This window comes from Actinoplanes sp. CA-051413, assembly GCF_050955795.1.
GTDB lineage: Bacteria > Actinomycetota > Actinomycetes > Mycobacteriales > Micromonosporaceae > Actinoplanes.
On the sequence record NZ_CP192100.1, the window covers coordinates 2,491,870 to 2,514,690 of the forward strand.

Genomic DNA, 22,821 nt, shown 5'->3' on the forward strand with positions numbered 1-22,821 from the left:
GTCAACTACGGTTGACACGGTGTCAGCCTCGCGCCGCCGCTCGTTCGCGGGGCCGGCGCACTGTCGTGCTCGCGGCGGCCAGGGCCGGCCGGCGTCGGGCCCGGTGCCAGCGCCGCCCGCTCAGCGTCCACCGGAGCAACGCCCGCGGCGCCGCGCTCTGCGTCGCCACATGCAGCAGGTACCGCCACATCGGGTATTCGCCGCGGCGGTTCGACAGCGCGTACGAGAACTGCTTGGCCGGCAGGTCCACATAGTCCGGCACCCGCTCGAACCATTCGCTGCTGGCCTTGGCCGCCCGTTGCAGCGGGGCCAGCGCCGTCTTGCGGCGGTGTTCGTAGCGTTCCAGCGCCACCGCCAGGTCGTCGCCGCCGGCCACCATGTCGGCCAGGGCCATCGCGTCCTGCATGGCCAGTTTGGTGCCCGAGCCGATCGCGAAGTGGGTCGTGTGGGCCGCGTCGCCCATCAGTACCACGTTGCCGTGGTCCCAGCGCTGGTTGGTCAGCCGGCGGTAGTTCAGCCAGCCGGTGCCGCCGATCTCGGCGCGCTGGTCGATCAGTGGTTGCCCGCCCAGGTGGTCGGCGAAGATCTCCCGCAGGCGGGCGCAGCCCTGCACCGCGTCGAGGCGGTCCAGCTCCAGCCCGGCCCAGGTCTCCGGCGCGCACTCCACGATGAACGTGCTGGTGCCGTCGTCGAACGGGTAGGCGTGGTACCAGATCCAGCCGGCCGCGGTGCGTTCGAAGCCGAAGGTGAACGTGTCGAAGACGTGCGGCGTGCCCAGCCAGATGTACTTGTTGCGGCCCGTCTCGAGCTCCGCGCCGAAGTGCTCGGCGTGCTGGTCGCGGATCTTGCTGCCGGCGCCGTCGCAGGCCACCACCAGGTCGGCGTCGGGGACTTCGGTCAGCTCGTCGCGGTAGCTGATCTCGACGCCGAGCTCGACGGCGCGGGCGGCGAGGATGTCCAGCAGCTTGTGCCGGCCCAGGCTGAAGCCGTACCCGGCCAGGTGGGTGATCGCCTTGCCGGTGGCGCGGACCTCGTACTCGTCCCAGCGGCAGGCCGCCTCGGCGATGCGTCCGGCGCTGACCGGGTCGTAGCGGAACAGGTCGTCGAGCAGGTCGTCCCAGAAGACCACCCCCCAGCCGTACGTGACGCCGGCCGGGTTGCGTTCCAGCACGGTGACCTCGTGCGCGGGGTCGGCCAGCTTCGCCAGCACCGCGAAGTACAGGCCGGCGGGGCCGCCGCCGATGCAGGTGATGCGCATGCCGGGCTCCTAACGGTAGGGCGGGAAGGTGGCGGACAGGTCGTCCGGGTCGGTGCCGGGCCGGCGGTCGGCCACCAGCCGGCGGTACGCGTCCGGGTCGGCGACGATCCGCCAGGTGTGGAACGGGTGCCGGCCCGGCGAGAAACCGGCCTTGTACGAGAACAGCGAGTCGTTGCTGCCACCCTTGCCCCCGCCGAGGTGGAAGACGGTGTCGCCCCGGCTCTTGCACCACCGCCGGACCTCGTCGTACAGCAGCTCGTCGGCGTAGCGCTTGGGGGCCCGCCGGGTCGACGACACGTAGCCGGTGGCGATGCCGTCGTGTTCGAAGAACGTGTTGCCACCGACCACCTCGTCACCCTCCAGCGCGACGGCCAGGTGCATGCGGTCGCCGACGGCGTCGTGCAGCGCGGCCAGGTGCTCGCGGGTGAAGAAGTAGTACGACGACGCGCCGACCCGCCGCATGTTGTCGTGGTAGACGGCCACCCATTCGCCGAGCCGGTCCCAGTCGTCGAAGACGATCCGGGTGCCTTCGCGGCGGGCGCGGTTGATGTGGTTGCGGTGGTCGCTGCGGGTCTGGCGCCACATCTCGTCGAGGCTGACGGTCAGGTCCATCGAGACGGTCTCGCCGTGCCGGACCAGCGCGCCGAAGCGTTCCAGCGTGCTCAGCGGCGCGTCCAGCAGCGGGTGCATCCGGACGAACGCCGTCACGATGCCCTCGGCGCGCAACGTGGAGAGCATCGCGGCGCAGGCCCGGGCCCAGAAGGCGGGGTCGCCGCCGGCGATCGGCGCGGGATAGCCGTACGGCGAGATGGCGTCACGCAGCTCCGAGCCGGGCACATCTCGCAGGATCAACGGCAGGAGCAGCCGGCGGCCCTCCTCGGCGTAGTGGAAGGCGGTCGGCGCGCCGCCGTAGAGCTTCGCGTCGAGCTCGACGTACGCGGGCTCGTGGTACATGTCGTGCGGGGTCTGCTGCAGTGCCTCCTTCCATTCCCGGGCTGTCGGGTCCACCAGCGAAGCCTTCATCGGGGATTGCCTCCTTACGACCGCAGGATCCGGGCGTTGAGCGCCATGTTGGCGGCGAACTGGTCGTTGACGACCTGGTGCTGCTCCAGCCGCAGCTGCACGGCCGCGTCGTAGCGGCCCAGTTTCACGAAACCGTCGGAGAACCACCCGTTGTCGGCGCCGGTGCCGTCCACGAAGTTGCGGTAGGTGGTGCCGCCGGGCCAGACCACCTTGGTCAGCAGCGCGCCGAAGGCCGCCATGTCGGCGCCGGTCCAGGGCCGGCCGCGGTCGCGAGCCTCGACGACGTACGCCATGACGCCGTTGGCGTGGCTGACGTCCTGCCCGGGCCGCCGGGCCGAGCCCCACACGTCGCTCCAGAAGTACGCGGTGGGCTCGACGGGGTTGCGCCGCAGCTGACCGCGCAGGCTCGCGCCGCTGCCGGGAAGATGCAGATCGATGTTGCCGACCACTTCGAGGTACCGCTTGCGGCGCGCGGGGTCGGTGGTGATCCGGGACAGGTTCAGCCCGATCAGCGCCCAGTGCGCGGCCATGTGGGTGCGCTCGCGGTAGATCGTGTCGCCGGCTCCCCGTGCGTACCATTTCTCGAAGATGTGGGTCTCCGCGAAGGCCAGCAGCCGCTCGTAGCGCGAGCGGTACGCCGGATCGCGGTGAACTTCGGGGCTTTCGCGCATGGCGACCAGCAGCGCGGTGCCGTAGCGCCAGAAGTAGCTCTCGTAGAGCGGCACCTCGTTGCCGCCCTGCCCCGAGCTGCTCGACGCCCAGCCGCGGAAGTCGTCGTGGAACCGGCTGTCCCGCAGCGACGACGAGGGCCGGGCCGAGGCGGCCACGTTCTCCACGAACTCCAGGGCCCGGTCGAGGTAGCGGTGCTCGCCGGTGGCCCGGAACATCGCGATGCAGGAGTCGACCGAGTAGGACAGGTCGTAGTGGTCCCAGCTGTCCGCCGACCGGCTCAGCGGCAGGCTGTTCTCGGCCATGTAGTCCCAGCTCTGCAGGAACACCGACGCCCAGTGCGAGACCGGCTTGAGCTTGACCGCGAGATCGGGTCGCGGCGCGGCCGGCGGCGCCGGCACCGGCTCCATGATGGACGGTACGTCGGTGCGCGGTGGCGCGCTCGCGGCGGTCAGCGAGGCCACGGCGAGCAGCAGCACCGCCCGGCGGCCGATCCTGGCGTTCGCGGTCATGACGACACCGGCTCTCTGACCGGTACGGCCAGCTCGGCGGTCACCGGGGCCAGGGGGACGACCGCCGCGGCAGCAGCCATGGCGGCGAACAACCAGGCCAGCCGGGCGTCGTAGTAGTCACCGGAGAACAAGCTGCTCAGCGCGACGAACACCGCCGCCGCCACGGCGAGCCCGGTCAGCTGCGGGCGCACGCCGCCGCCGCGCACCGTACGGGTCCACAACACGATCGCCGCGGTCAGCAGGCCGATGCCGATCAGGCCACCCTCGGCCGCGACGCCGAGCACGTAGTTGTGCGGATATTCGACGCCCTGGTTGACGCCGATGAGGCCGTAGAAGCCGTCCAGTCCCGCGCCGGCGAGCGGATGCTCGACAGCCAGACGCCAGGCGGCCGCCCAGATGTCCGTACGGTCGGAGAGGTAGCGCTGCTGCACGGTCTGCTCGACGAACCGTTCCTGGAACAGGTTGGTGAAGGCAGGCGGCGCGAACGCCCACACGGTGGCGGTGGCGAGCAGCAGCACGGCGCCCGCGGCGACGACCGGACCCGTGCGCAGCCGGCCGCGGATCTTGAAGAGCGCGACGACGCCGACGGCCACCCCGGCGAGCAGGCCGGCCCGCGACCCGGACAGCACCGCGGCGAGCAGGAACAGCGGGATGACCAGCAGCGGCAGGATGCGCCGGGTGATCAGGAACAGGGCCACCGCGCTGATCACGCCGAGGATCTCGATGCGGACGAACACGTTGGGACCGCCGCCGAACGCGGAGTAGCGGCCCTGGTCGCCGGGGCCGTTGATGAACAGCGCGGCCAGGGCGAAGATGACCGCCGCCACGAAGAACAGCAGGAACGTGGTGCGGATGACCACCGTCGGGTCGCCGATCGTGTAGACGTAGAACGCCACGGTCAGCACGCCCAGCAGGATCAGGTCGAGCGTCTGCGGGCCGACCCGGGAGGCCTGCGGCGCCCACAGTCCCGAGGCGATCTGGAAGAGGAAGAACAGCACGGTCGTCACCAGCCAGCCCTCCCGCCGGTGCCCGCCCAGCACGCGGGGCCGCCGGGCGACGTCGACCGCGAGCACGACCAGGGCGATTCCCAGCCCGATCACCCGCAGGTCGACCCAGGCCAGGTCGAGGAAACCGGCCCGGTCCAGGGTGAACCGCCCGCCGATGGCGACCAGGATCATCACCAGGCCGGGAGCCAGGAAAACGCGCGGGGTGCGCAACCAACTCATGCGGTCACCCGCGCGACCCGGTCTCGGGTGACCCGGCTGGTGACGAGAGCGAAGAGCAGGCAGGTGCCGTAGCCGATCAGCGAGCCGTACGCGGCGCCGAGGATGCCCAGCGACGGGATCAGCAGCAGGTAGGCCGCGAAGCTGACCGCGAAACCGGTGATCTCGGCGGCGGACACCAGCGCGCTGTAGCCCCGGGCGATGAGCAGGCCCAGGCTGATCCGGGAGACGGCGTAGAGGCCGGCCGCGGCGACCAGCGGCAGCACGACGGCCTTGGCCGGGGCGTACTGCTCGCCGAAGACGGGCACGATCAGCAGGTAGAGCCCGCCGGCCGCGATCGGGGCCACGACCAGGCAGTAGACGACCGCGGCGAGGACGATCGGACGCGTACGCAGCGCGCCCTCGCGGTGGCTGGCCCGCCACTTGCCGAGCCGCGAGTCCGCGTACGCGCGCAGCGGCCAGGCCAGCAGCTCGGTCATCGTCGCGACGCTGGCGTACAGGCCGAGGGCGGAGGTCGACGCCAGCACGGGCAGGGCCAGCCGGTCCGACCGCAGCATGGCCATGTTGGACAGGGCGGCCGGGAAGAGCGCGAGGCCCTCCTGGCGGACCGTGCGGTTGCGGGTCAGCGGCGCGGCGGCCGGGGCCGGCAGGCGCAGCCACAGCACCAGGTAGGCGACGGTCGGCACCGCTCCGGACAGCAGGTAGGCGAGGATCCACACGGCCGGCTGGGTGGTGCCCGCCACGAACAGCGTGACCAGCAGGGCCAGCAGGAGCAGGGATTCGATGATGCGGGCGTACAGGAAGTCGCGCACCCGGCCGACGCAGATCGCGATGGCCCGGGTCGCCAGGCTCGAGGCCTCGGCGGCCGCGTAGGCGACGATCAGGGTGATGACCACCGGCCCGGGGTTGAAGCGGTCCGGGGCCAGCACGGCGAAGGCGGCCGCGGCCGACAGGGCCAGCCCGCCGGGCACGACAAGGAGCCGGGCGTACGCGCGGACAGCCGCCGCGGGCGTGACGTCGTGGTAGCTCGCGACGAAGCTGCGTTCGGTGCCCAGCAGCAGCACCTGGGTCGCCAGGTACACGACCTGGAGGATGAGGGCGACCTCACCGCGCCCGGACGGGCTCAGCGCGCGGACCATCAGGATGTTGGCCGCCAGCGCGACCCCGCCGGTCAGCAGCTGGGAAGCGACGAGCTTGACATAGGGCTCGCGCAGCTGGGCGACCAGCCAGGCAGACGGGCTGCCGCGACGTGGGGGAGCGAGCCCCGCCTCCGGCGCGGCGCGCTCCGCCTGCAACTCACTCACCGGGCTGCGACTTCTCGTCCGGGGTCCGCTGGGCCGGCAGGTGCGGCGGCTCGGCTCCCTCGGCGGGATCCGGTGCCGGCTGGGCCACCACAACGGGCTGGACGGCTACGGGCTGGGTCACCACAACGGGCTGGACGGCTACGGGCTGGGTCACCACAACGGGCGGGACGGCTACGGGCTGGGCCACCACGACCCGGGCCTGGCCGCGGGCCGCCGCCGCACCGGCCGCGTCGCGTGGGTGCGCCGCGGCCTCCTCGGGCGTGCCGACGGTCGCCTTGACCACGGCCCGGCCCCGGGCAGTGCCGCCGGCCGGCCGGGTGGTCACCGTCTCGTCGGCGCCGTCCGCCGGGCCGGCGAACTGGTCGTCCTGGCCCGTCGCGCCGAACAACTGGGTGACCAGCTCCGGGTCGGACGCGGCCGGCACCTCGGCCCCGCGATGCCAGTTGCCGCTGGTGGGCAGCTTCTTCGGCAGGGCGTTGAGGACCGCGCCGGCGAGCCGGGCCCCGACGCGTTCGAGCAGGTCCATCGAGCGCTCGACGTCGACCGTACGGGTGCGGTTGGCCCGCACCACCAGCAGCGCGCTGTCGGTCACCTTGCTCAGCACGGCCGCGTCGGCCACGCCGTGCAGCGGCGGCGCGTCCACGATCACCACGTCGAAGCGTTCGGTGAGGGCGCGTACCGTCGCGCCCAGCCGCGGTGACGCCAGGATCTCGCCCGGATCGGGCGGCTGCTCGCCGGAGGGCAGCACCGTCAGCCGGCCGTCCAGCGAGTCCTGCAGCACGTCGGGCACGTCCGCACTGCCGGACAGCACGTCGGACAGCCCCAGACTGGTGTCCAGGGCCAGATAGCGGCCGACCCCCGGGCTGCGCATGTTGGCGTCGACGAGCACCACCGTGGCGCCGGTCTCGGCCATGGCGATGGCCAGGCCGCAGGCGACGGCGGTGGTGCCCTCCTTGGGCTGGGCCCCAGTGAGCAGCAGCGACGTGCCGCGCCCGGCGTCGCTGTGCATGCCGGCGACATCGGGCAGCAGGCTGCGCAGCCGCCGGAACGCCTCCGCGAGCGCCTCGTCCGGATAACCGTTGCGCCCGGAGCGGCCGCCGAGCGAGATGAGGCCGACCGCGCCCAGCCCGAGCCGGCGCAGGTCGTCCTCCTCGCCGATGGTCTTGCGGGTGGCCTCCCGGACGGCGACGGCGACCGCGCCGATCAGCAGGCCCAGCACCGCGGAGAAGCCGATGTTGCGGACCAGGTTGCCGGGGACCTCGGTGGTGACCGGGTTCTGCGCGATGGACACCGACGGGGTCGGCCCGTCGGTCGGGGCGGTGCTCGGCGGGTCCAGCTGCTTGGCCAGCCCGACCAGCGCCGTGGTGGCGGTGGTGACGATCTCCTTGCTGCGCTCGGCGGACGCGTCGGTGGCCGAGACCACCAGCAGGTCGGTGCCCTCCTGCACCTGCGCCGACAGGCTGGCCTGCACCTGGGCGGTGGTCATCGGCAGCTTCAGCTTGGTGATCACGCTCTCGGCCACCCGGGGTCCGGTGAGCAGCACGATGTAGGAGTTGAGCCGGCTCGCCTTGGCGTCCGGGTCACCGGTGCCGGTCGTCACGAACAGCACCATCGACGAGCGGTAGGCCGGCTGGGCGGTCAGGCTCAGGCCGGCCGCGGCGCCGGCGGCGAGCAGCACCGGTACGACGATCCACAGCCATCGCCGCCGGCAGGCCCGCACGTACTCACGCAGTTCCACTCTGGTTCTCCATCGTCACGCCTGCTCCGACAGGGCCGCGGCGACCCTGCTTCCGGCCGGCCGCCGACCGGTTCAGTACGGCCTCGAACTGCGCGAACAGCAGATCGCGGGAGAACCGTTCGACGGCGAGCCGATGGGCCGCCTCGCGCGCCTGCTTGAGCCACAGCTCGTCGCGGAGGTGCGCGGCCAGCACCGAGCCCGCCTGATCGGCGTCGTACGGGTCCAGCACCAGCCCGGCTCCGGTCTCTCGCAGCAGGTCGGCCTGCCAGCCGCCGTAGTTGACGGCGATCGGCCGGGACGCGGCGAGCGCGTCGAAGAACTTGTTGGCCGAGTTGTCCCACAGGGCGCGTACCGGCCGGACGAAACTGCTCGACATGGTCGCCGCGCCGAGGATCACCGGCAGGTCGGCCTTGGGGACCTTCTCCCACATGTGCACGGTGCGGTCGAGCAAGCCGTACTCGGCGGCGAGGCGCTTGGTGGCGTCCCATTCCTTGCCGTGCCCGACGATGAGCACCTGCGCGTCCGGGTCGGTCTCACCCATCCGGCGGGCCGCCCGCACCAGGTATTCCACGCCGTTCACCGCACCCAGGGCGCCGGTGTAGACGATCAGCGGCCGGTCGCCGAGCCAGCGGTGCTCGTCGCGGAACCGCTGGACGGCGTCCGGGGCCACGTCGAACAGCGCCAGGTCGGCGGCGTTGGGGATGACGGTGGTGCGGGTGCCCGGCCGGCGGGCGGTGACCCCCGCGGCCATCCCCGGAGAGAGGGCGATGACCTCCTCGGCGTTGCGGTAGGCGAAGTTGGCCAGGGCTCCGGCGAGCCGGCGGGCCAGCGGGTTGCGCAGCACGCCCATCTCGATCGGCACCTCGGGCCACAGGTCGCGGACCTCGAAGACGAACGGCGTCCGGCGCAGCTTGGCCGCGATCACGCCGGGGACGGCGACGGTCAGCGGGGTGCTGGTGGCGAAGACCAGGTCGGCCTTGAGTGCGGTGGCCTTGGCCGCGGCCAGGACCATGAACTCGGCGAAGGCGCGCAGCCGCCGGGCGAAGGACATGTTGTTCGAGTACGGCACGGAGAACCAGTGCACCTGGATGCCGTCGTCGTCGGTGCGCCGCCAGCCCAGCGACCGCTTGCCCGGCGTGATGTCGGTGGTGATCACGTGCACGGTGTGGCCCTGGGCGACCAGCCGGCGGGCCTGCTCGTAGGAGCGGATGCCGCCGGTCATCGTGGGATTGCAGTAGTACTGGTGGATGTAGACGATGCGCATCCCGCCGGCGTCCCTTCCCTCGGTGGTCATCGGGCCACCGCCCGCACGGCCGCGACGACGCGTTCCCGGTCGTGGTCGGTGAGGGCGGAGCCGCTGGGCAGGCACAGCCCGCGGCGGAACAGGTCGGCGCTGACCGCGCCGCCGCGCATGACGCAGTCGCGGAACACCGGTTGCAGGTGCATCGGCTTCCAGGCCGGCCGGGCCTCGATGTTCTGCCGGCCCAGGTGCTCGATGATCCGGTCGCGGTCCGCGCCGAACGTGCCGGTGTCGACCAGCAGGCAGGTGAGCCACCAGTTGGGCACTCCGTAGTCCGCCACCGGCATGAAGGTCAGGCCGGGCAGGTCACCCAGCGCGGTGCGGTAGAACCGCGCGGTGCGCCGCCGGGCCGCGATGAGCTCGTCGAGGCGCTGCACCTGGCCGCGGCCCACGGCGGCCAGCAGGTTGCTGAGCCGGTAGTTGTGGCCGACGGCGCGGTGCTCGTAGTGCGCGACCGGCTCGCGGGCCTGGGTGGCCAGATACCGCGCCTGGGTCGCGATCCGGCCGTCGTCGGTGACGAGCATGCCGCCGCCCCCGGTGGTGATGATCTTGTTGCCGTTGAACGACAGCACCCCGGCCAGCCCGAACGATCCGGCGGCGCGACCTCGGTACGACGCGCCGAAGGACTCCGCTGCGTCCTCGATCAGGGCGACGCCGTAACGGTCGCAGGCCACCAGCAGGGGCTCGTAGTCGGCGCACTGGCCGTACATGTCGACGGCGATCACGGCCCGGGGCAGCTGGCCGCGGGCGGCGCGCACGCGCAGCTCCTCGGCGACCAGCCGGGGGTCGACGTTCCAGGTGTCGGCGGTGCTGTCCACGAACACCGGCCGGGCGCCGAGATACATCACCGCGTTGGCGCTGGCCGCGAAGGTGAACGAGGGCACCAGCACGGTGTCGCCGCGCCGGACGCCGGCCGCCATCAGCGCCAGGTGCAGTGCCGCGGTGCCACTGCTGAGCGCGACCGCGTGCCGCACGCCGACCAGCTCGGCCACCTGCGCCTCGAACGCGTCCAGGTCGGGGCCGACCGGGGCCACCCAGTTGGAGTCGAAGGCGTCCAACAGCAGCTTGCGCTCGATGTCGCTGACGTCGGGCGGGGACAGGTAGATCCGGGCGTCAGTCATGGATCCGGGTCCGAACGGCCCAGCCCGGCCAGGCCGGGTGCAGGCCCTGGCGCTGGATCCACATCGGGGAGTCGCCCGGGTGCATCGCGTCGCGCAACGTGGTGGCGAAGCTGCGGTAGCCCGCCTCGCGCACGATGCGCAGCTCACGCTCGCCGAAATCGACGGCGGGATTGCCGTACGGGGCGGCGAAGTCGCGCACCTCGACGCCGAGCTCGTCCTCGATCTCCCACTTGGAACCGGCGATCTCCCGGCGGGCGGCGTCGTCACCGGCGTCCGCCAGCCGCGGGTGGGTGACGGTGTGCGAGCCGAAGCGGTGCCCGGCCGCGGCCAGCTCCCGGCAGTCCTGCCAGCTGAGGTTGCCCGGCTGGCCGACCAGCCCGGAGGTGAGGAAGAAGGTGGCCGGCACGTCCAGCTCGGCCAGGATCGGGGCGACCACGTCGCGCCAGCTCAGGTGTCCGTCGTCGAAGGACAGGCAGAACATCGGCCCGGTCAGCGGGCGGCGCCCGGCCAGGACGTCCAGCGCGTCGTCCCAGGAGACCAGCGGGCCGAGGCGGCCGAACGTGCGCAGGTGCCGGCGCAGGTCGTCGGCGTACTCGGCCGGGACGTCGTGGTAGAAGGGGAAGTAGAGCCCGGCGGTGGTCGGCAGCCGCTTGAACATCCCGGCCGGCGCCAGCACCCGGCCCTGGACGCGGGGGCGGGCCCGCAGCTTGCTGCGCAGTCCGAGCTCGTTCAGCCGTCGCTTGACGGTGGTCGGCGATCCCATGTTTCTCCCACCTGCGCTCGTCGACTTCGGGCGTCCCGTTCACCCTGACAAATGCGGGGCGGGCAGCGTCAGTAGCAATTGTCATAACGAACGTGAGAAGCGTTCACGTCAATTCGAGAAGCGTCCGGACGGTCCTTGCGAAATGGCCGGGCGGCGAGGCATCCTCCGTCCCAGGGCCTTTTATCGAGCCGCCCGGGGAGAGTCATGCTGCGACTGCGACGGGTGGCGCCGACGGCCGGGCTGTGGGCCGACCGGGCGACGTACGACGACCGCCTGATCTTCCACACCGAACAGTGGCTGCGCTTCGTCGCCGAGACCCAGCGCGCCGAGCCGGTGCTGGCCACGGTCACCGACGGCCCGCGTACCGTCGGGCACTTCACCGGGCTGGTCACCAAGCGTTACGGCCTGCGGATACTCGGCAGCCCGATGGCCGGCTGGACAACGTCCTACGTGGGCTTCAACCTCGATCCGGCGGTGCCGCGCCGGGCCGCGCTGGAAGCGCTGCTGCCGTTCGCCTTCGGCGAGCTGGGCTGCGCCCACCTGGAGATCCGCGACCGCGGCCTGACCGAGCCGGACCTCGAGGGCCTGGGCCTGCGCTGGGCCGCGGCCCCGACCGCGGTGATCGACCTGAGCCCACCCGAGGACACCCTGTTCGCCGCGATGGCCGGCGCCTGCCGGCGCAATATCCGCAAGGCGGCCAAGTCCGGAGTCGTCATCGAAGAAGCGCAGCCGGACGACGAAGCATTCGCCGACGATTTCTACAATCAGCTACGCGACGTATTCGCCAAACAAAATCTGGTGCCGACCTATTCGATCGAGCGGGTCCGCGCCCTGATCCGCAATCTCGCCCCGGCCGGCCAGATTCTGCTGCTGCGCGCCCGCGACCCCGAAGGCCGCTGCATAGCCACCGCGGTCCTGCCCTGGTACCACCGCACGATGTACTTCTGGGGCGGCGCCAGCTGGCGCGAGGACCAGCACCTGCGCCCGAACGAAGCGCTGATCTGGCATGCGCTGCGCTGGGCCAGGGAGCGCGGGGTCACCGAGTTCGACTTCGTCGGCGGCAACTCCTACAAGGCGAAGTACGGCACCACCGAGGTGCCGGTGCCGTGGGCCCGCCGGTCCCGGTCGCCCCTGGTGGCCGGCCTGCGGGATGCGGCCAAGGAGGGGTTCGCGCTCAAGCAGCGAGCGGTGGCCCGCCTGACCCGGGTGAGCCACTGACGCGGCAGCCGCCCATTGTTGCCGCGTGGCAAGGTCGTCGCCATGAACGATGATGTCGCAAAGGACTTCCTGCATGGCCGGCTCAAGACGGTTCGTGAGGCGCTGGTCTGGAAGCTCGACGCCCTATCCGACTACGACATCCGGCGTCCCCTGACGGCGACAGGAACCAATCTCCTCGGCCTGGTGAAACACATGGCGACCGGTGAGGCCTGGTATTTCGGTGAGGTCTTCGGTCGCCCGTCCCCGGAGCCACTGGGGCGATGGCAGGACGCGGACGGCAGCGACCTGTGGGCGACCCCGGAGGAGACACGCGAACAGATCAACGACTTCTACCAGCGTGCCTGGAAGCATGCGGACGCGACGATCGGAGAGCATTCCCTCGACGCGCGCGGCCACGTTCCGTGGTGGCCGCAGCCCGACGTCACGCTGTTCACCGTCATGATCCACGTCCTTCAGGAGACCACCCGGCATGCCGGTCACGCCGACATCCTGCGTGAGCAGCTCGACGGCCGGACCGGGCTGAGGGCTGAGTACGAGGAAGAGATCGACACGGCGGCCCGCGCGACCCACCGCGCGAAGATCGAGCGGGCTGCGCAGGCAGCAGCCAGCTAGATTCCTCCCGGGGCCGTGTCGATCCGCTCGCTGCTCGTTCGACATGGGGGTGCGAGGGTCGAATGCGACCCGCCGGACAAGGAGAGCGCGATGCAGAAGTACATGCTGATCATGCGGGGCACCGACGAGACCAACGCCGCCATGATGGCCCGGATCGACGAGATGATGGCCACGACCCGGCAGTTCATCGAGGAGATGGTCAAGGCCGGCGTCTACGTCGCCGCCGAGGGGCTGGACGATCCGGGTCAGGGCGCCGTGGTGCATTTCGGTGACGGCGCCCCGGTGGTCACCGACGGGCCGTACGGCGAGACCCGGGAGCTGTTCGGCGGCTACTTCACGGTCGAGGTCGCTTCGCAGCAGGAGGCGGTCGAGTGGGCCAAGCGGGTCCCGGCCGTTCCCGGTTCCAAGATCGAGGTGCGGCGGGTGCCCGGGGAGGACGAGGTCCCGGAGGCCGGCGGGGAGTTCGTCAAGCAGGGCGAGAGCAGCGGCCGGGCCTGATGGGCGCCGCCGACGTCGAGGCCGTCTGGCGGAGCGAGTCGGCGCGGATCGTTGCCACGCTGACCCGGTTCACCGGTGATCTCGGGCTGGCCGAGGACGCGGCCCAGGAGGCGGTGACCGAGGCGCTCGTGTCGTGGCCGCGGGCCGCTCCGGCCAATCCGGCCGGCTGGCTGATGGCCACGGCCCGGCGGCGGGCGATCGACGCGATCCGCCGCCGGACCGCCTTGCAGGACCGGTACGCCCTGCTGGCGGCCGAACCGGCCGCCGGTCCGGTGGTCGACGACGAGATCGACCCGGACCGGATCGACGACGACGTCCTGGCGTTGATGTTCATCAGCTGCCACCCGGTGCTCTCGCCCGAGGCCCGGGTGGCGCTGACCCTGCGGGTGGTCGGTGGCCTGTCCAGTGAGGAGATCGCCCGCGCGTTCCTGGTGCCCGTGCCGACCGTGCAGGCCCGCATCACCCGGGGCAAGAAGGCGATCGCGGCGGCCGGGGTGCCGTTCGAGCTGCCCGCGCCCGGTGAGCGGCGGGAGCGGCTGGGCGGTGTGCTCAGCGTCCTCTACGTGATCTTCACCGAGGGGTCGACGGCCACGTCGGGTGATCAGCTGCTGCGACCGGATCTCGCGTACGAGGCGATCAGGCTGGCCCGCACGCTGGCCGCGCTGGTGCCGGACGAGCCGGAGGTGCACGGCCTGCTCGCGTTGTGCGAGCTGACGGCCGCGCGCTTCCCGGCGCGGACCGGGCCGGACGGTGCGCCGGTCCTGCTGGAGGACCAGGACCGGACGCTGTGGGATTTCCCGGCGATCCGGCGCGGGCTGGCCGCGCTGGCCCGGGCCGCGGCCGGCGGGCTCGGGCCCTACGGCCTGCAGGCCGCGATCGCGGCCTCGCACGCGTCGGCGCCCTCGGTCGAGGAGACCGACTGGGCGCAGATCGTGGTGCTCTACGAGGCGCTCGGCCGGGTGTCGCCCTCGCCGGTGGTCGAGCTCAACCGGGCGGTCGCCGTGGCCATGGCCTCCGGCCCGGCGCCGGCCCTGCTGCTGGTGGACGAGCTGGTCGCCCTGGACCGGCTGCCCGGGTCGCATCTGGTCCCGACCGTACGCGGGGAGCTGCTGGCCCGCCTCGGCCGGCTGCCGGAGGCCCGCGCCGAGCTGGAACGGGCGGCCAGGCTGTGCGCGAACCAGCGCGAACGTTCGGTGCTGCTGCGCAAAGCAGCCGCGCTGGGGGCGTGAGCGGGCCCTCACCCCGTGCGCTTGGGCGTTCCCCCTACTGTTGCCGGCGTGAGAGCTGACTGCCCGGCGGAGGGATGCCCGTGGTCGACGGCATTCTGATCCTGCTCATGCTGGTCTTCGCCATCGGCGGCTACCGGCAGGGTTTTGTCATCGGGGCGCTCTCCTTCGGCGGTTTCTTCAGCGGTCTGCTCATCGGGCTCCAGCTCGGGCCGCTGATCGCCGACCAGTTCGCCGACGGTGCCGTGCGGCTGGTCGTCGCGCTCGTCACGATGCTCGCGCTGGCGGTGCTCGGGCAGACCCTCGCGAGCTGGCTCGGCACCCGGGTCCGCGCGGCGATCGTGCACCCGTCGGCGCAGCGCCTCGACGACGCCGGCGGGGCGGCTGTCTCGCTGGTCGCGGTGCTCGTGGTCGCGTGGCTGCTCGCCGTACCCCTGGGGTCGACGCCTTTCCCGGAGTTCAACAAGCAGGTCCGCAGCAGCGCGGTGCTGCAGGGGATGGACAGTCTGCTGCCGCGGCAGCCGCAGGCGCTGTCCGCCGCGTTGCGCGAATCGCTGGACAGCGACGGCTTCCCGGACGTCTTCGCCGGCCTGGCCGGCACCGCCGCCCGGCAGGTGCCGCCGCCGGATCCGCAGCTGGCCAAGGCCCGGGTCGTCGGCGACGCCCGCCGGTCGGTGCTCAAGGTGGTGGGTACGGCCTGCGAGCAGCGCATCGAGGGCACCGGATTCGTGTACGCGGCCGAGCGCGTCATGACCAACGCGCACGTGGTGGCCGGCACCAGCACCGTGCAGGTGGAGACGACCGACGGCCCCCGCGACGGCACGGTCGTGGTGTTCGACCCGGAACGCGACCTGGCGGTGCTCCACGTGCCGGGCCTGCGCGCGCCGGTGCTGCCGTTCGGGCGGGAGCCGGCGCGGTCCGGGGCGGACGCGATCGTGCTGGGTTATCCGCTGAACGGGCCGTACAACGCGCAGGCCGCCCGGGTGCGCGAGTCCGGCGACATCACCGGCCCGGCGATCGACGACTCGGCCGACGTGACCCGGCAGATCTACACGATCCGGGCCCTGGTGCGCCGCGGCAACTCCGGCGGCCCGCTGCTGGCCCCGAACGGTGACGTGCTCGGCGTGATCTTCGCGGTGGCCCGGGAGGACCGCAATGTCGGCTTCGCGCTGACCGCGGCGGAGGCGGCCGGCCCGGCGAAGCTCGGCGCGGGGCGCACCCGCGGCGTCGGGACCGGCGCCTGCGGCTGAGCGGCGGTCAGCCCGTCGCCCAGCGTTGCAGCACGCCGTCGCGTACGGCGCCGAGCTGCCCGGCGCGGCGGTGGTGGCAGGTGGGCACGAAGCCCGGCACGCTGCCGGTGCGGTGCCCGGTCACCGGGTCCCAGATCTCCAGACCGCCGGGTGCGGCGGCGTACAGGCGGCTGCGGTCCGCGAAGAGCGCGCCGGCCGGTCCGGCGATCGTGGCGACCTCGGTGCCGGTGGCGGCGTGGAAGATCCGGACGCCGTCCAGCAGGGCGATGTCGTCGGAGCCGATGCCGCTGACCGCGACCCGGTCGTCGCCGACGAAGCACATCGGCGTGTCCCAGCGGTAGGCCCGATCGCACAGCGGAAGCCAGGACGGTCCGTCCTCGGACTCCCAGACGTTGCCGTCCAGCCAGCGCTCGAGGCTCCAGACCGCTGGGACCCCGACCGGCGCCCACACCCAGCCGTCGTCGGCGAGCCACCGGCTGTCGGGGGAGACGTGCAGACGGCCGTGGAAATAGTCCAGGTAGTGCGGGGCCCGCTCGCCCTCGGCGACCTCGTCCGGGGTACGGGCGGTCAGCAGCTGCCCGGATCCGGCGTCGTGCACGTCCAGGCGGTTCCAGTCGGTGCGGTGCACCACGACGGTACGGCCGGCGTGCTCGGCGAAGACCAGCGAGAACGGTACGAGATTCGTGCGGTAGGTACCGCTGTCCAGCAGCAGCGTCGTCGCGCCCGAACGCCGCAGATCCACGACCCGCCCGTGACGCCCGTAGTCGTTGACGACCGCGGCGAACCGTCCGCCCGCCGACGTGTGCAGCCGCGGCGTCAGGGGCAGGCCCGAGTACGACTCGTAGTCCGGTTCGGCGATCAGCACGCCGGTCGCCACCACGGTGTGGCGATCACTCTCCGGTTCCAGTTCGACGATCTCGCCGGCCGCGGTCAGCACGAGCCACGAGCCGTCCGCGCCGGCGGCCAGGTCGATGACCGCTCCGACACCGGCCGGCAGGGGCCAGGACAGCACGGTCCGATCCACCGGCTCCGGGCGCTCCTCGATCCCCGGTCGCCCGCGCCAGCCGGCGAAGCTGCCGTCCTCGGCCTCCTCGTTCAGGCGCCCGACGCACCCCTCGCAGACCTCCATCAGGGTGATCGGCGATCCGGCCGCGTCGCACTGCTCGCAGGCGAGGTCGTATTCCAGCAGCCGCCCGGTCAGCAGCCGCACGTGGCTGACGTCGTGCCGGGCGGGATCCATCAGGTGCGGGCAGACTCTGGCCGGCGACTCGTGGGCGACATGCCCGCACGCCAACGTTCTCACCGCGCCAACGTAGCGCCCGGCCGTCCCGGCCGCGCACCGCGATATCTGGCACGGTCGTGCAGCCACGTGGCTGATGCCGGTCGTGGAGCCGGTCAGGACACTGGAACGGCTTGCTCTCGTAGAGATTGGCGCAGCCCGTGGGCTTCGACGGCGAACCGGACGGTGTGGTCCCGCGGACGTCGTGGTCCGCGGAGCCGGTCGACCTGCGCCTGCTGGGCCGGCAGCGGGAATGCCGCGCGCTGGACGGACTCGTCGCCGGCGTACGGGCCGGGCAGAGCGGGGTGCTCGTCCTGCGCGGCGAAGCCGGCATCGGCCGGAGCGCCCTGCTGGATCACGTGGCTGAGCAGGCGTCCGGCTGCCGCGTCGCCCGCCTCGCCGGGGTCGAGTCGGAGTCGGAGCTGGCCATCGCCGGGCTGCACTGGCTGTGCTCGCCCCTGCTGGACCACCTCGATCGACTGCCCGGCCCACAGCGGCAGGCGCTGGCGATCGTGTTCGGCATCGTCAGCGGACCGCCGCCGGACCGGTTCCTGATCGCGCTCGCCGTGCTGAGCCTGCTGGCCGACGCCGCCGCTGACACGCCGCTGGTCTGCCTCGTCGACGACGCCCAGTGGCTGGACCAGGCTTCGGCGCGGACGCTGGGGTTCGTGGCGCGCCGGCTGCACGCGTACCCGATCGCCCTGGTCTTCGCCCTGCGGGGCGACCCGGCCGAGCCGACCCTGACCGGGCTGCCCGAGCTCGTCGTCGAGGGGCTCGGCGACGCCGACGCCCAGCTGTTGCTGGCCTCGGTCCTGCCGGTGCCGGTGGACGACCGGGTGCGCGGGCGGATCGCGGCCGAGGCCGGCGGCAATCCGCTGGCTTTGCGGCAGCTTCCTTACGGATTTGCTTCCGGTGAGCTGTCCTTCGGCTTCGGCACGGCCGACCCGGCGCTGCTGCCCGGCCGGATCGAGCAGGGCTACCTGCGGCTCATCGCGGCGCTGCCGGAGGCGACCCGGCGCCTGTTACTCATCGCGGCGCTCGAGCCGGACGGCGACGCGACGGTGTTGTGGCGGGCCGCCCGGTGCCTGGGCCTTCCGCCCGACGCCATCGTCGCCGCCACCTCGGCCGGCCTGATCGAGATCAGTTCCCATGTACGGTTCCGGCATCCCCTGGTGCGGTCCGCCGCGTGCCGGGCTGCCGCGGACCGGGTCCCGGAGGCGCACCGGGTGCTGGCCGACCTCACCGATCCCGGCCGTGACCCCGATCGCCGGGCCTGGCACCGGGCCCACGCCACGGCGGGCCCGGACGACGCCGTCGCGGCCGAGCTCGAACGATCGGCGGACCGGGCGCTCTCGCGCGGGGGTGTGGGCGCCGCCGCGGCCTTCCTGGCCAGAGCGGCGCAGCTGAGCACCGATCCGGCCGCCGGCGCGCAGCTGGCGCTGGCGGCGGCCGGGGCCCGCCACGAGGGCGGCGCCTTCGACGCCGCCCTGGCTCTGCTGGCGGTGGCGCAGGCGGGCCCGTTGTCCAGCATCCAGCAGGTCCAGGTCGATCTCGTACGGGCCCGCGTCATCTCCGGCCCCGAGGCTCCCGGGCTGTTCGTCGACGCCGCCCGCCGCTTCGCACCCGTCGACCCGCAAGCCGCCCGCGACACCTACCTGGAAGCGTTCGGCGCGGCCTTCTCCGCGGCGCGTCTCGCCTCGGGCACCGGTACGGCCGGAGTAGCCCGAGCCGCCCGCGCCGCGCCCCGGACCCGCCGTCCCCGAGCGACTGACCTGCTGCTGGACGGCTGGGTGGCCGTCTGCGTCGACGGCTGCCGCACGGGTGTCCCGTTGCTGAGAAAGGCGGTGGCGGCGTTCTGCCGGGAGGACGCGGCCCAACCGCTGCACGTGCTGCCGCTCGCCTCGGCCGCGGCCGCCGACACGTTGGACGATCAAGCCTGGGAGACCCTCGCGACCCGGCACCTGCTGACCGCCCGGCAGCTCGGCGCGCTCAGCGAGCTGCCGATCGCGCTGCACGGCCTGACGATGGTGCACGTCCTCAAGGGGCAGCTGGACGTCGCGGCGGCCCTGGTCGCGGAGTCGCGGACGGTCGCTGAGGTGACCGGGGCCAAGCTCTGGCCGTACGGGGCCGTGGCGCTGGCGGCGTTCGACGGCCGGGACAGCGAGCCCGCTCGGACGGAGCTGAGCCGTCTCGCCGACGGTGGCCAGGGTGCCGCTGTGACGGTCCTGCACTGGGCCGAGGCGGTGCTCGGCAACGCCCACGGGCAGTATCAGGAGGCGGTGGTGGCGGCCACCGGGGCGATCGCGGACCCGGACGAGCTCGGGCAGCGCACGCCCGCCCTGGTCGAGCTGGTCGAAGCGGCGTCGCGGACCGGCCTGATCGACGTGGCGGCCGACGCACTGCGGCAACTGTCGGCGCTGACCCGGGCCGGCGGCACCGACTGGGCCCGCGGTCTGGAGGCCCGGTGCCGGGCGCTGGTCAGCACCGACGACGCCGCCGAGTCCTGCTACCGCGAGGCCACGCAACGCCTCGGCCGTACGCGGATCCGGGTGGACGCCGCCCGCGCCCACCTGCTCTACGGCGAGTGGCTGCGCCGGCGCAACCGACGGGTCGACGCCCGGGAGCAGCTGCGCATCGCCCACGAGCTGTTCACCGCGATGGGCACGCACGCCTTCGCCGAACGGGCCCGCCGCGAACTGACGGCCACCGGCCTGACGGTGCGCAAGCGCAGCGAGGAGAACACCACCCGGCTCACCGACCACGAGAGCCAGATCGTCCGGTTGGTCGGCAACGGTCTGACCAATCCGGAGATCGGCGCGGAACTGTTCATCAGCCCACGGACGGTGGAGTGGCACCTGCGCAAGGTCTTCAGCAAACTCGGCGTCACCTCCCGCCGCCAGCTCACCGCCGTGGTCCGGGAGTGACCGGGCGGACCTTTACGCCGGTCCCGGCCGGTCACTAGCCTCATCTTCAGCCGGGGGAGATGAGCGCTGGTGTGGACGGACCCGTTGGTCGGACGCGAGACCGAGCTGGCGGTGATCGAGGACCGGCTGGGGCGGCTGGGTGAGCGCGGCAGCGCGCTGATCGTCCGCGGCGAGGCCGGGGTGGGCAAGTCCGCCCTGCTCGACGCGGCCCGCCGCAGCGCCACCGCGCGCGGCCTGACGATCCTGAGCAGTGCCGGCCGCCGCTCCGAGACGCGGGTGGCCTTCGCCGGTCTGCACCGGCTGCTGCTACCGGTCCTCGCCGAGGCCGACCGGCTCCCGGTGCCGCAGCGCACCGCCGTCCAGGCCGCGTTCGGCGTACGCGAGACGCCGGAGCCGAACCTCTTCATGATCGCGCTGGCCACACTGGAGCTGCTGTCCGGGGCAGCTGCCGGCAGTCCGCTGCTGCTGGTCATCGAGGACGCCGAGCTGCTGGACGACGCCACCTTCGACGTGCTGACGTTCGTGGCGCGCCGCCTGGAGCACGAGCCGATCTGCATGCTGATCGCGGCCCGGGACGGCGCCGGCAGCCGGATCGACGACGCGGGCCTGCCGGAGATCCGCCTCGGCCCGCTGGACGACGCGACGGCGGCGCTGCTGCTGGACGCCACCGCGGACGGTCTGCCGCTGGACGCCCGCCGCCGGATCCTGGCCGAGGCGCTGGGCAATCCGCTCGCGCTGATCGAGCTGCCCCGGGCGGCGCCGGCCGGCTCGACTTCGAGCGCGCCGCTGCCCTTGACCCAGCGGCTGGAGCGGGCCTTCGCGATCAGCATGGCCGGCCTGTCCGCCCCGGTGCGGGCACTGCTGCTGGTCGCGGCGCTCGACGACGGCGGGGATCAGGAACGGATCCTGTCCGCCGCATCGATCCTGGCCGGCCGGGCCGTCGGGGCCGCCGAACTGGTAGCGGCGCAGGCCGTCCGCGCGTTCACGCTCGACGGTGACGCGTTGCGGTTCCGTCATCCCCTGGTCCGCTCCGCGGTCTATCAGGGCTCGCCCGCTGCGCAGCGACGTGCCGCGCACCAGGCGCTGGCCGGTGTCTATGCCGGTGAACCCGACCGTGCCGTCCGGCACCGGGCCGCCGCCCTGCTGACCGCCGACGACCGGGTCGCGGCGGAGCTGGAGGCGGCGGGGGAGCGGGCGGCCCGGCGCGGTGCTGCCGCCGAGGCCGTCACGGCCCTCGAACGGGCCGCGCGGCTCTCGACCGGGGACCTGCGGCGGGGCCGGCGACTGCTGCGGGCGGCCCGGATCGCGTACGACCTGGGCCAGCTCGACGCCGGCACCGCCCTGGTGCACGAGGCGCAGCACCTGGACCTCCCGCACCGGGAGATGACCACGGTCCGCTACCTGCTGGAGCTTGGCCGCGACGACTCCTGGTCGGGCGAGGCGGGCATCCAGTGCCTGGTGGAGATCGCCGGCGAGCTGCACCGCATCGGCGACACCGACGCCGCGGCGGAAGCGTTGCAGGCGGCCGCCGCGCGCTGCTGGTGGGAGAGCCCGGATCAGCGGATCCGGGATCTGGTCAGGTCAGCCGCGGAACGACTCGACCTGGCACCCGCAGATCCGCGATCGATCTCGATCCGGGCCCAGACCGACCCGATCGCCGCCGGGAGCGCCGTGCTCAAGCGGATCAGCGGCCGGCCGCCGGACCTGACGGACCCGGTCGGCATGTACCACCTGGGATCGGCGGCCAACGCGGTCTGGGCCTACGACGTCGCGCTCCCGTTCCTGGCCGTCGCCGTGGACGGTCTGCGGGCCCAGCGACTGACCCGCCTGCTCGCCCGGGCCCTCGTGGCGCAGGCTTGGGCGGCCGTGCACCTGGCCCGGGAGCCACTGGCGGTCTCGGCCGCCGAGGAGGGCATGGCCCTGGCCCGGGACACCGGGCAGCCGCGATGGGCCGTCGCCGCCCAGCTCGCGAAGGCCACCATCTTCGCCGAGCGCGGCGACTTCGCCGTGGCGGAGGCCCTGACCCGCCAGGCCGAAGCCGTGATCCTGCCGGCGGGCGCGACCCCGATGCTGGCCTTGGCGCAGTTCGTCCGCGGGCGCGGTGCCGTGGCCCACCAGCATTATGCGGAAGGGCTGGTGCAGCTGCGGCGCACGCTGGACCCGGCCGGCCCCGGCCACCATCCGTACATCGGCGCGTGGGGCCTGTCCGACCTGGTCGAGGCCGCCGCCCACACCGGCGCCGCCGACGAGGCCCGGGCACACCTGCGGCAGCTCGAAGACCTGGCGGCCAAGACCTCCGGTTCGCTGCTGCTCGCCACAGCGGGCTACGCCCGGGCGATCTCGGCCGGTGACGACACCGCCGAGGCCCTGTTCGAACGAGCGATCGGCCGCGACCTGACCGGCTGGCACTGCTACCGCGGCCGCATGCTGCTGTGGTACGGCAGATGGCTGCGCCGCCGGCGCCGGATCACCGAGTCCCGGGTGCACCTGCACGCCGCCCTGGACATCTTCGACGCCCTGGCCTTCGCGGAACTGGCCCGCACCACCCGCCAGGAGCTACGGGCCAGCGGGGAACGCCCGGAGCACGCCACCCCGGACGCCTGGGCCCACCTGACGCCGCAGGAGCTGCGGATCGCCCGGCTGGCCGCCACCGGCGAGACCAACCGGGCCATCGGCGAGCAACTGTTCCTGTCCCCGCGTACGGTGCAGTCCCACCTGTACCGCATCTTCCCGAAGCTGGGAATCACCGCCCGCAACCAGCTCCGCGACGTGATGTCGAACCGCGACCGTGCCTAGCAGAATTCCGTCCACAGGTACTTCTTGGAGGTGGGGAACCGCCAGCCACCGCCCCGATAGGTCACCCAGCTGAGTGCACCGCCGGATGGCTCGAGAGCTCACTCCGG

The 22,821-nt window shown here is 73.0% G+C and carries 17 protein-coding genes; 7 read left to right on the top strand and 10 right to left on the bottom strand.

The window, feature by feature from the left end; all coding sequences use genetic code 11:
• Positions 1-22: 22 nt before the first annotated feature.
• Genes ACQP2Y_RS11950 through ACQP2Y_RS11990 form a run of 9 tightly spaced genes read right to left on the bottom strand, consistent with a single transcriptional unit; the run spans position 23 to position 10,911 of the window.
• Entirely contained in the window at positions 23-1,258 is a 1,236-nt protein-coding gene (locus ACQP2Y_RS11950) for an FAD-dependent monooxygenase (RefSeq protein ID WP_433727272.1), read from the bottom strand.
• A gap of 9 nt (positions 1,259-1,267) precedes the next feature.
• Positions 1,268-2,281: a GNAT family N-acetyltransferase gene (locus ACQP2Y_RS11955; RefSeq protein ID WP_433727274.1), complete on the bottom strand. Its 1,014-nt coding sequence runs from the start codon at positions 2,279-2,281 to the stop codon at positions 1,268-1,270.
• A gap of 14 nt (positions 2,282-2,295) precedes the next feature.
• Positions 2,296-3,462: a hypothetical protein gene (locus tag ACQP2Y_RS11960; protein ID WP_433727275.1), complete on the bottom strand. Its 1,167-nt coding sequence runs from the start codon at positions 3,460-3,462 to the stop codon at positions 2,296-2,298.
• On the bottom strand, positions 3,459-4,688 hold the full coding sequence (locus ACQP2Y_RS11965) for an O-antigen ligase family protein (RefSeq protein WP_433727277.1): 1,230 nt from the start codon (positions 4,686-4,688) through the stop codon (positions 3,459-3,461). Before ACQP2Y_RS11965 ends, ACQP2Y_RS11960 begins: the two co-directional genes overlap by 4 nt.
• Entirely contained in the window at positions 4,685-5,989 is a 1,305-nt protein-coding gene (locus tag ACQP2Y_RS11970) for a lipopolysaccharide biosynthesis protein (protein ID WP_433727279.1), read from the bottom strand. Before ACQP2Y_RS11970 ends, ACQP2Y_RS11965 begins: the two co-directional genes overlap by 4 nt.
• Positions 5,982-7,727, bottom strand: a complete 1,746-nt coding sequence (locus tag ACQP2Y_RS11975) for a polysaccharide biosynthesis tyrosine autokinase (protein WP_433727281.1) — start codon at positions 7,725-7,727, stop codon at positions 5,982-5,984. The genes ACQP2Y_RS11970 and ACQP2Y_RS11975 overlap by 8 nt, the downstream gene beginning before the upstream one ends.
• Positions 7,714-9,021 (bottom strand): glycosyltransferase family 4 protein, encoded by a 1,308-nt coding sequence (locus ACQP2Y_RS11980; protein WP_433727283.1) that lies wholly within the window; start codon positions 9,019-9,021, stop codon positions 7,714-7,716. The genes ACQP2Y_RS11975 and ACQP2Y_RS11980 overlap by 14 nt, the downstream gene beginning before the upstream one ends.
• Positions 9,018-10,148 carry a DegT/DnrJ/EryC1/StrS family aminotransferase gene (locus ACQP2Y_RS11985; RefSeq protein ID WP_433727285.1) on the bottom strand — a complete coding sequence of 377 codons (1,131 nt, stop codon included), beginning with the start codon at positions 10,146-10,148 and terminating at the stop codon, positions 9,018-9,020. The genes ACQP2Y_RS11980 and ACQP2Y_RS11985 overlap by 4 nt, the downstream gene beginning before the upstream one ends.
• Positions 10,141-10,911, bottom strand: coding sequence for a polysaccharide deacetylase family protein (locus ACQP2Y_RS11990; RefSeq protein ID WP_433727287.1), 771 nt, complete (start codon positions 10,909-10,911; stop codon positions 10,141-10,143). The genes ACQP2Y_RS11985 and ACQP2Y_RS11990 overlap by 8 nt, the downstream gene beginning before the upstream one ends.
• A gap of 204 nt (positions 10,912-11,115) precedes the next feature.
• Between ACQP2Y_RS11990 and ACQP2Y_RS11995 the strand changes: the two genes are divergently transcribed.
• The 5 genes from ACQP2Y_RS11995 to ACQP2Y_RS12015 all read left to right on the top strand — a co-directional run bounded on the left by ACQP2Y_RS11995 (position 11,116) and on the right by ACQP2Y_RS12015 (position 15,715).
• The gene (locus ACQP2Y_RS11995; protein WP_433727289.1) at positions 11,116-12,129 is read left to right on the top strand and encodes a lipid II:glycine glycyltransferase FemX; all 1,014 of its coding nucleotides are present in this window, start codon (positions 11,116-11,118) and stop codon (positions 12,127-12,129) included.
• A gap of 42 nt (positions 12,130-12,171) precedes the next feature.
• Complete coding sequence (locus ACQP2Y_RS12000; protein ID WP_433727291.1) at positions 12,172-12,741, top strand: DinB family protein; 570 nt, start codon at positions 12,172-12,174, stop codon at positions 12,739-12,741.
• A gap of 90 nt (positions 12,742-12,831) precedes the next feature.
• On the top strand, positions 12,832-13,239 hold the full coding sequence (locus tag ACQP2Y_RS12005; RefSeq protein ID WP_433727293.1) for a YciI family protein: 408 nt from the start codon (positions 12,832-12,834) through the stop codon (positions 13,237-13,239).
• Positions 13,239-14,468, top strand: coding sequence for an RNA polymerase sigma factor (locus tag ACQP2Y_RS12010; RefSeq protein WP_433727295.1), 1,230 nt, complete (start codon positions 13,239-13,241; stop codon positions 14,466-14,468). Before ACQP2Y_RS12005 ends, ACQP2Y_RS12010 begins: the two co-directional genes overlap by 1 nt.
• Before the next feature lie 74 nt (positions 14,469-14,542).
• Positions 14,543-15,715, top strand: coding sequence for a MarP family serine protease (locus tag ACQP2Y_RS12015; RefSeq protein WP_433727297.1), 1,173 nt, complete (start codon positions 14,543-14,545; stop codon positions 15,713-15,715).
• A 7-nt stretch (positions 15,716-15,722) separates the two neighbouring features.
• On the opposite strand, the gene ACQP2Y_RS12020 is transcribed toward ACQP2Y_RS12015, so the two are convergent.
• On the bottom strand, positions 15,723-17,018 hold the full coding sequence (locus tag ACQP2Y_RS12020) for a hypothetical protein (protein WP_433727299.1): 1,296 nt from the start codon (positions 17,016-17,018) through the stop codon (positions 15,723-15,725).
• A 125-nt stretch (positions 17,019-17,143) separates the two neighbouring features.
• Between ACQP2Y_RS12020 and ACQP2Y_RS12025 the strand changes: the two genes are divergently transcribed.
• Both ACQP2Y_RS12025 and ACQP2Y_RS12030 read left to right on the top strand, forming a co-directional pair.
• On the top strand, positions 17,144-19,918 hold the full coding sequence (locus ACQP2Y_RS12025; RefSeq protein ID WP_433727301.1) for an AAA family ATPase: 2,775 nt from the start codon (positions 17,144-17,146) through the stop codon (positions 19,916-19,918).
• An 84-nt stretch (positions 19,919-20,002) separates the two neighbouring features.
• Positions 20,003-22,714, top strand: coding sequence for an AAA family ATPase (locus tag ACQP2Y_RS12030; RefSeq protein WP_433727303.1), 2,712 nt, complete (start codon positions 20,003-20,005; stop codon positions 22,712-22,714).
• Positions 22,715-22,821: the final 107 nt, after the last annotated feature.

Bases quoted from the DNA above. Each gene is read 5' to 3' on its own strand.
- ACQP2Y_RS11950 (WP_433727272.1), bottom strand. From the start codon at position 1,258: ATGCGCATCACCTGCATCGGCGGCGGCCCCGCCGGCCTGTACTTCGCG.
- ACQP2Y_RS11955 (WP_433727274.1), bottom strand. From the start codon at position 2,281: ATGAAGGCTTCGCTGGTGGACCCGACAGCCCGGGAATGGAAGGAGGCA.
- ACQP2Y_RS11960 (WP_433727275.1), bottom strand. From the start codon at position 3,462: ATGACCGCGAACGCCAGGATCGGCCGCCGGGCGGTGCTGCTGCTCGCC.
- ACQP2Y_RS11965 (WP_433727277.1), bottom strand. From the start codon at position 4,688: ATGAGTTGGTTGCGCACCCCGCGCGTTTTCCTGGCTCCCGGCCTGGTG.
- ACQP2Y_RS11980 (WP_433727283.1), bottom strand. From the start codon at position 9,021: ATGACCACCGAGGGAAGGGACGCCGGCGGGATGCGCATCGTCTACATC.
- ACQP2Y_RS11985 (WP_433727285.1), bottom strand. From the start codon at position 10,148: ATGACTGACGCCCGGATCTACCTGTCCCCGCCCGACGTCAGCGACATC.
- ACQP2Y_RS11990 (WP_433727287.1), bottom strand. From the start codon at position 10,911: ATGGGATCGCCGACCACCGTCAAGCGACGGCTGAACGAGCTCGGACTG.
- ACQP2Y_RS11995 (WP_433727289.1), top strand. From the start codon at position 11,116: ATGCTGCGACTGCGACGGGTGGCGCCGACGGCCGGGCTGTGGGCCGAC.
- ACQP2Y_RS12000 (WP_433727291.1), top strand. From the start codon at position 12,172: ATGAACGATGATGTCGCAAAGGACTTCCTGCATGGCCGGCTCAAGACG.
- ACQP2Y_RS12005 (WP_433727293.1), top strand. From the start codon at position 12,832: ATGCAGAAGTACATGCTGATCATGCGGGGCACCGACGAGACCAACGCC.
- ACQP2Y_RS12010 (WP_433727295.1), top strand. From the start codon at position 13,239: ATGGGCGCCGCCGACGTCGAGGCCGTCTGGCGGAGCGAGTCGGCGCGG.
- ACQP2Y_RS12015 (WP_433727297.1), top strand. From the start codon at position 14,543: ATGCCCGTGGTCGACGGCATTCTGATCCTGCTCATGCTGGTCTTCGCC.